The organism is Stenotrophomonas sp. 14P6.2.3 (assembly GCF_057799055.1).
In genome coordinates, this window is sequence record NZ_JBYOLA010000033.1 from 21955 (window position 1) to 29668 (window position 7714).

The following is a 7714-nucleotide window of genomic DNA, read 5'->3' on the forward strand; positions in this document are numbered from 1 at the left end:
CGTACTGCGTGGTGGCTCCATGCCGCGCGCCGACGGGCCTCCCCGCACCGGGCAGACAAAAAAAAGAGCCCGGATCACAGGGATCGCAGACTCTTCAAACCGGCGCAAGGCCGGTGGACAGTGTTGTGGCGCATGTCCGGCCCGAAGACCGGATGGCGGCGATCCTAGGCTGCCCGCAAAGTTAATGCAACACATGACAAAACATCATTCAACTCATTGATTTTATTGAATCAATCGCGTTGCCAGACCGCTTCTATGAAATCTACGGCATGTTTTTCGGCGATTCGGGCATAAACGCCGGGGTAGCCCGCCAGCGCGCAGCCTTCGCCCCAGCTGACGACACCGAACTGGGTCCAGCCCTCGCGCAGGCGCAGCAGCAGCGGACCACCGGAATCGCCCTGGCAGCTGTCGATCCCCTCACGGCCGGCGCAGATGACCTTGCCGCGTGCCAGCTCACCCGCGTACGCCTGCTGGCACTCGGCGAAGGGCACAAACGGGGTCTGCACCGTCTGCAGCTGGGTGGGATAGAGGCGCCCTTCGCCGATGTCGGCATCGCCCCAGCCGATCACCGTGAACTGCCTGCCTGGCTTGAGATAGCTGGCATCGGGCCGCAACCGCAGCGCCACCGGCTGCGCATCGGCCAACGGCGCACTCAGGTGGATCAAGGCGACGTCATGCTCCAGCGAATTGCCGCTGTTGAACGCCGGATGCACGTGGATGGCCGTGACGTTGGATACGCGTGCCGACGGTTCGGTGGACAGTGCAGTGACGCCGCCCAGCACGGCGAGATCACCGGGGCGATCGCCCTCCACGCAGTGCGAGGCCGTCAGCACCCATGAGGGGGAAATCAGTGTGGCACCACACCAGTGGCGACCATGGTCACTGTCGCCGTACGACAGGCGCTGGATGCTGACCATGAACGGGTAGTCACCGGGCTTGGCGGCCTCGCCGCCGATGATGCGCGGCGCTTCGCGGGGCTGGGGTGCCGCCGCAGCGGGAAAGACGATGGCGGCGGCCAACAGGCTGCCGAACAGCAAAGAGGTGCTGCGATACATATCCGTGTACTCCTCTATCGATGGTTGGAACCGGCACGGCCGCGGTCCGTGCTGGTGCATCGATTGATAGAGGTCGCTCCACCCGCGCAGCGCGATGTGGCGCACAGTTTCCCGGGCTGGGGTCGGGTGCGTCAGGGCAACAGACACAAATGCGAACGCCACCCCGCATTCGGCGGGATGGCGTTCGTGGTGCCGGCGTGACCGCCGTCGGAGCGGGGCTCAGCGCGCGGCCAGAGCCGTCGCGATTTCCTGCTGGATCGCCCGTGCTGCGGCCTGCGGATCGGACGCCAGGCGGATCGGACGGCCGACCACGATGGCATCGGCGCCATCGGCAAAGGCCTGCGCCACGCCCACGGTGCGCTTCTGGTCATCGCCGGCCGGGCCACCGGGGCGGATGCCCGGGCAGACGATCGAGAAACCGGCCCCGGTCGCGGCACGGATCGGACCCGCTTCCTGACCGGAGGCGATCACGCCGTCGATGCCAGCAGCCTGGGCGGCCAGCGCGCGTTCGACCACGACCTCCACCGGCTCGCGGTCGATGCCCATCTGCGCCAGATCCGTGCGGCCCATCGAGGTCAGCACGGTCACTGCCAGCAGGCGCATGTCGCCGCCGTTGGCGGCTGCGCAGGCCTCCATCATCGCCGGGTGCCAGCCGTGGATGGTGGCGTAGCTGACCGGCCACTGCGCCAGGCGCTTGATCACCGCCGCGGCGGTGGCCGGGATGTCGAAGAACTTGAGGTCGACGAACACGCGCTTGTCGCGGCGTGCCAGCTCGTCCAGCACCTGGAAGTACTCGCCGGAAGCGAGCAGTTCCATGCCGATCTTGTAGAACGCCACGCTGTCGCCAAGGCGGTCGACCCACTCCAGCGCCTGCACGCGGTCAGGCACGTCCAGCGCGAAGATCAGACGCTCGTCTTCACGCAGCGGCAGCGGGGCGCGGCTCACGGCGCGTAGTCCAGCGCGGCACGCTTGGCGTCATGACGGGCCTGGCGCGGCTGCGAGTAATCGTTGTTGAACTGCGCCGGCTCGAAGCCGCCGTAGGTCGGGTTCGGCAGCATCCACCAGCGCTCGCCGAACCAGTCGTGGTACTGCTGCAGCAGCGCGTCGCGGCCATCATTGGTGTTGGCGGTCACTTCCACGAAGTCACCCAGCTGGTCGCCGAACTGCATCAGCACGCGGTACTTCTGGCCGGCCAGGCGGCGGCGGCAGTTCTTCTCGCTGCCGGCCTGCTCGCAGCCTTCGACCACGGTGCCCAGACCGAGGAACACGCTGTCATCGGCCACCGGCAGGCCCTGCTCGCGCAGGTTGGCCAGGGTCGCGTCCTTCAGGTGCACGGCGCGGTTGGAGATGTACAGCAGGGTGACGCCCTTGGCGTTGGCGGCCTTGGCGAAGTCGACCACGCCGGGAATGGCCTTGGCCTTCTTTTCGGCGACCCACTGGTCCCAGCTGAGTTCGTCGTATTCCTTGCCGTCACGCACCAGGCGCGCCTGGTAGGGCGAGTTGTCCAGCACGGTCTCATCCACGTCCAGCACCACGGCCGGCTTCAGGCCCTTGGCCTCGTTGCCGCGCTCTTCCGGCACCAGCGCATCCCAGTGGGCTTCCTTCAGCGCGACGTCCAGGTGGTCGGCGGCCGCGCGGTAGGTCTGCTCGGTGATCGCCTTGTATTCCTGCGCGCGCTGCATCCACAGCACGGCATTGAGGTTGTCGTTGGCGGTCGCGTCGAGCGCACCGTCTGCCTTGGCGGCAGCGGCCGGCGCTTGCGGGGTGGCGGCTTCGGCAGGCGCTTCCACGCGCTTGCAGGCGGACAGGCCCAGCGCCGCGGTGGCGAGCAGGGTCAAAGACAGGGACACAGGACGACGCATGGATTCACCGGCAATCAGATATACCGGCCCATTTTACCGGCAAAGGCGCCGCCGGGACGGCTATGCTTGGTGGTTGACCTGTTGTCTTCCGGAAGCCGCCATGACCGATCCTGCCCAGACCCCCGACGTTCCGCTGCTGGATGCCGTACAGGCCCGCCTGCTGGGCTGCCTGGTGGAGAAGGAAGCCACCACCCCGGACACCTACCCGCTGACGGTCAATGCCGCGCAATCGGCCGCCAACCAGAAGACCGCCCGCGAGCCGGTGATGAACGTGAGCGCCGGCAGCGTGGAGCATGCGTTGCGCCAGCTGGAGACGCTGGGCCTGGCCCGCCAGCACTTCTCCTCGCGCGCCGACCGCTACGAGCACCGCCTGCAGAGCGCGCTGGACCTGACCCGGCAGCAGACCGTGCTGCTGGCCCTGCTGCTGCTGCGCGGGCCGCAGACGCTTGGCGAACTGGTCACCCGTGCCGAGCGCCTGCACCGCTTCGCGGATGCCGACGAAGCCCGCCACGCCATCGAGCGCCTGCAGCAGCGTGCCCTGCTGGTAGTGCTGCCGCGCGCCAGCGGCCAGCGCGAAGACCGCTACATGCACCTGCTGTGCGGTGAAGTGGACGGCGCGGCGTTGGCAGCGAAGTACGCCAGCAGTGGCGGCGGTGCCGAGTCGGCCGACCCCGGCCTGGCGGAGCGCGTGGCCCAGCTGGAAGCGGCCGTGGCCGAGTTGCAGGCACAGCTGGCGGAGCTGCGCGGCGGCTGAGGCGGTGGGTGCCGACCAACGGTCGGCACCCACCACGATCAAACCTCGGCCGCGCCGAGCGTGGCGTATAGGCGGCTGGGGCTGTCGATACCCGGCAGCTGAATGACCCCGCGCTCGTGCATGCCCAGACCCAGCAGGATCTTTCCGGACACCACGTGGTCCAGATCGGTGATGCCGTAGAGATCCTGCAGGCCCAGCACCGTGCGTGCGTGATTGAACACCGCCCGCGCCGCCTCGCCGGCATAGCCCTGCCCGGCGAATTCCGACAGCACCGCATAACCGACGTCCGGTCCCGGCAACCCCTCACGGCGCACCAGCCCGGCGTTGCCCAGCCACGCGCCATCGGACAGCCGCTCGATCGCATACATGCCGAAGCCATTCAACGCATAGCTGTGCAGCACCCGCAGGGCGATGTACTCGCGCGCCTGTTCCTCATCGCGCACGTTGCGATCACCGATGAAACGCACGAAACCCGGATCGTTGAGCAGCGCCAGCATCGGCACCGCATCGCGGTCCGGTTCAATGGCCCGCAGCCGCAGGCGTTCGCTTTCAATCGGTTGCACGGACAAACCTCCAGACGGAAGCCCCGATTGTGCCTCAGCCCCCGGCTGTTGATTTTGATTTTCTTTGCATTGCCGTGGCAGGACGCGCCCGGAATCTGTCAGAGGCCGGTCGGGGTGGGTTCGCGGGGGTATCCGCGCCATGGATGGCGCGGCTAAGCCCCCAGGGACGGGTTCACGGCGTCCCCCGCGGACCCACCCCGACCGGCCACACCGCGGAGCCAGCGCGCGCTCCACCACGGAGGGGCGGCGCCGTTGGAACGCCTTAGTCGAACAACGCCTCGATCGCCGCCAACCCCGCCGTCGCCCGCTCCTTCTTCCGCGCCGCATCCGCCACCGGATCCGCGCCATCGCGCTGGATCTCCTCGGCCGGAATCTCCTCGAAGAAGCGGCTCGGCTTCAGCCGCACGTGCTCACCGAACTTGCGGGTCAGCTTGCTGTAGCTCATCCACAGCTGGATCTTGGCGCGGGTGATGCCCACGTACAGCAGGCGCCGCTCTTCCTGCAGGTTGCCCTCGTCAAGGCTGACCTGGTGCGGCAGCACGCCATCCTCGCAGCCGACGATGAACACGTAGGGGAATTCCAGACCCTTGGAACCATGCATGGTCATCATCCGCACCTGGTTGCCGCCCTCATCCTTGTCGCTGCGCGACAGCAGCGCCAGCTGGCCAGCGAGATCGGCAGCGGTAGCGCCGCGCGGGCCGCCCTCGAACCACTGCGCCAGTTCTTCGATGTTGTTGGCGCGACGCTGGTAGCTGGCTTCTTCCTTGGCTTGCTGCCGCAGTTCGCTGAGCAGGCCCGATTCCTTGGCGACCTTGCGGATCATGTCGCCGGAGCTGATCTGCCGCGTCTGCGCGCGCAGGTCACGCAGGATGTCGGTGAAGCGCGCCAGGCTGTTGGCCGCGCGCGGTGGCAACTGTTGCAGCGCGCCGATCGCCTCGGCGGCCTGTGCCATCGGCATGTCTTTTTCCGAGGCCAGTTCAGCCAGTTTGGCGAGGGTGCCGGCACCGACTTCACGCTTGGGCGATTGCACCGCACGCAGGAACGCGGTGTCGTCGTCCGGGTTCACCAGCAACCGCAGCCACGCCAGCGTGTCCTTCACTTCCTGGCGCTCCAGGAACATGGTGCCTCCGCTCAGGTGGTAGGGAATGCGCAGCAGCTGCATCGCCTTTTCCAGCGGGCGCGATTGGAAATTGCCACGGAACAGGATGCAGAAATCGCTCCACGGTACGTTGCGGGTCTGCGCCACGAACGCGATCTCGGCGGCGACCTTCTCGGCCTCGTGCTCGCTGTTGCGGCACTCCCACACGCGGATACGCTCGCCGTCAGCCTGGTCGCTCCACAGCTTCTTCAGATGCTCATGCGGGTTGTTGGCGATCAACGCGTTGGCTGCGCGCAGCACGCGGTTGGAACACCGGTAGTTCTGCTCCAGCTTGATGATTTCCAGCGCCGGGTAATCGCGCCCCATCTGCTGCAGGTTTTCCGGGTTGGCGCCACGCCAGGCGTAGATCGACTGGTCGTCATCACCCACGCAGGTGAAGTTGCCCTTGTCACCGGCCAGCTGCTTGAGCAGGCGGTACTGTGCATCGTTGGTGTCCTGGCATTCGTCGACCAGCAGATAGCCGATGCGCTCGCGCCAGGCCAGCGCGATGTCCGGGTTCTCTTCCAGGATCTGCACCGGCAGCCGGATCAGGTCGTCGAAGTCCACTGCGTTGAACGCGCTCAGGCGCAGCTGGTAACGCTCGTAGATGCCGGCCGCTTCCTTTTCACGGTTGCTGCGCGCAGCGGCCATCGCCTGCTCCGGCGACAGGCCGGCGTTCTTGGCGCGCGACACCAGGTTCTTCATGTCCTCGATGTCGTCTGGCTTGGCGCCGTACATCAGGTCCTTGATCTGCGCGGCCGCGTCATCGGCATCGAAGATCGAGAAACCGCGCTTGAGCCCGACCGCGGCATGCTCGATCTGCAGGAACTTCAGGCCCAGCGCATGGAAGGTGCAGATGGTCACTTCATCGGCATCCTGCTCGCGCAGGCGTTTGGCCACGCGCTCGCGCATTTCCTTGGCCGACTTGTTGGTGAAGGTGATCGCGGCGATGCGCTTGGCCGGGTAGCGGCCACAGCCGATCAGGTGGGCGATCTTTTCCACGATCACACGCGTCTTGCCACTGCCGGCGCCGGCGAGCACCAGCAGCGGTCCTTCGATGTGGAGGACGGCGGCAGCTTGGGGGGGATTGAGACCGTGCATTGGAGTGGGATTGTAGCGGGCGTTGGTGGCGGCCACAGCCGCCGGCCGGTGGGCTTGCTGAACGGCTTCGGCCGGTGCCGGGTGGCGTCGTACAATCGGCCGATGGCCAAGCTCTATTTCTACTATTCGGCGATGAACGCCGGCAAGACCACCACCCTGCTGCAGAGCGCGCACAACTACCGCGAGCGCGGCATGCGCGTGGCGATCCTGACCCCGCGCCTGGACGACCGTGCCGGCGCGGGCGTGGTCGCCTCGCGGATCGGCCTGCGCGCCGACGGCATGGCCTTCGAACGCGACACCGACCTGCAGCAGTGGGTCACGCAGGATCTGCAGGCCAACGGGCCGCTGGGTTGCGTGCTGGTGGACGAGGCGCAGTTCCTCAGCCGCAGCCAGGTCTGGCAGCTCAGCGAGGTGGTCGACCAGTTGCGCATCCCGGTGTTGTGCTATGGCCTGCGCACCGATTTCCGCGGCGAGTTGTTCGAGGGCAGCCAATACCTGCTGGCCTGGGCCGACGAGATGCAGGAGATCAAGACGATCTGCCACAGCGGCAAGAAGGCGACCATGACCGTGCGCGTGGACGAACACGGCCATGCCGTGCAGGACGGCCCGCAGGTGGAGATCGGCGGCAACGAGCGCTACGTCTCGGTCAGCCGCGCCGAGTTCAAGAAGATCACCCGGGGCGAGGGTCGGATCGATCCGGCGCAGGCACCGCTGCCGCTGTAAGGGTTTTTCGGCAGGGCTGCGCCCTGCACCTGCCGACGCGGTAGTGCCGGCCGCTGGCCGGCAACCTCAGAAGCAACAGCAACAGCAACAGCTGGCATTCGGTGGGATGGCGGGGCGGTGTCGGATAGCGGGGACGCCGTAAACCCATCCCTGGGGGCTTGGCCGCGGCATCCATGCCGCGGACACCCCGCAATCCGACACCACCCCACCTCTGACAGTTTCCCGGTGTCTGGTAGATCCACGCCGTGCGTGGACGAATCTCTATCGAAAGCGAATATTTCGAATATTTCGAATTGGGATTGAAGAGGATCCACGCATGGCGTGGATCTACGTGTCGACCAAGGTCGACACCCACCAACAGCAGCGTGGTCGACACCCACCAAGAGCAGGCCATGCCATCCCGACAGATCGCGGAAATCTGTCGAAGGCGGGGTGGGTCCGGTTGCGGGGGTGTCCGCGGCATGGATGCCGCGGCCAAGCCCCCAAGGATGGGTTTCCGGCGTCCCCCGCAACCGGAC

The 7714-nt window shown here is 66.9% G+C and carries 7 protein-coding genes; 2 read left to right on the forward strand and 5 right to left on the reverse strand.

Annotated features, from left to right (window positions below):
• Positions 1-230: 230 nt before the first annotated feature.
• The 3 genes from AC27VL_RS18130 to AC27VL_RS18140 all read right to left on the reverse strand — a co-directional run bounded on the left by AC27VL_RS18130 (position 231) and on the right by AC27VL_RS18140 (position 2917).
• Entirely contained in the window at positions 231-1055 is an 825-nt protein-coding gene (locus AC27VL_RS18130; protein WP_488767727.1) for a S1 family peptidase, read from the reverse strand.
• A 219-nt stretch (positions 1056-1274) separates the two neighbouring features.
• Complete coding sequence (gene pyrF / locus AC27VL_RS18135; protein WP_488767729.1) at positions 1275-2000, reverse strand: orotidine-5'-phosphate decarboxylase; 726 nt, start codon at positions 1998-2000, stop codon at positions 1275-1277.
• Positions 1997-2917 (reverse strand): 5'-nucleotidase, lipoprotein e(P4) family, encoded by a 921-nt coding sequence (locus AC27VL_RS18140; protein WP_100461749.1) that lies wholly within the window; start codon positions 2915-2917, stop codon positions 1997-1999. Before AC27VL_RS18140 ends, pyrF begins: the two co-directional genes overlap by 4 nt.
• Before the next feature lie 100 nt (positions 2918-3017).
• On the opposite strand from AC27VL_RS18140, the gene AC27VL_RS18145 reads away from it, so the two are divergent.
• The gene (locus AC27VL_RS18145) at positions 3018-3671 is read left to right on the forward strand and encodes a YceH family protein (RefSeq protein ID WP_100554314.1); all 654 of its coding nucleotides are present in this window, start codon (positions 3018-3020) and stop codon (positions 3669-3671) included.
• 38 nt (positions 3672-3709) lie between these two features.
• On the opposite strand, the gene AC27VL_RS18150 is transcribed toward AC27VL_RS18145, so the two are convergent.
• Positions 3710-4234 (reverse strand): GNAT family N-acetyltransferase, encoded by a 525-nt coding sequence (locus AC27VL_RS18150; protein WP_191078502.1) that lies wholly within the window; start codon positions 4232-4234, stop codon positions 3710-3712.
• 262 nt (positions 4235-4496) lie between these two features.
• A complete protein-coding gene (locus AC27VL_RS18155; protein WP_100554511.1) occupies positions 4497-6473 on the reverse strand; it encodes a UvrD-helicase domain-containing protein in 1977 nt (658 codons plus the stop codon).
• Between the two features lie 102 nt (positions 6474-6575).
• On the opposite strand from AC27VL_RS18155, the gene AC27VL_RS18160 reads away from it, so the two are divergent.
• Positions 6576-7196 carry a thymidine kinase gene (locus tag AC27VL_RS18160; protein WP_099819678.1) on the forward strand — a complete coding sequence of 207 codons (621 nt, stop codon included), beginning with the start codon at positions 6576-6578 and terminating at the stop codon, positions 7194-7196.
• The last annotated feature ends 518 nt before the right edge of the window (positions 7197-7714 follow it).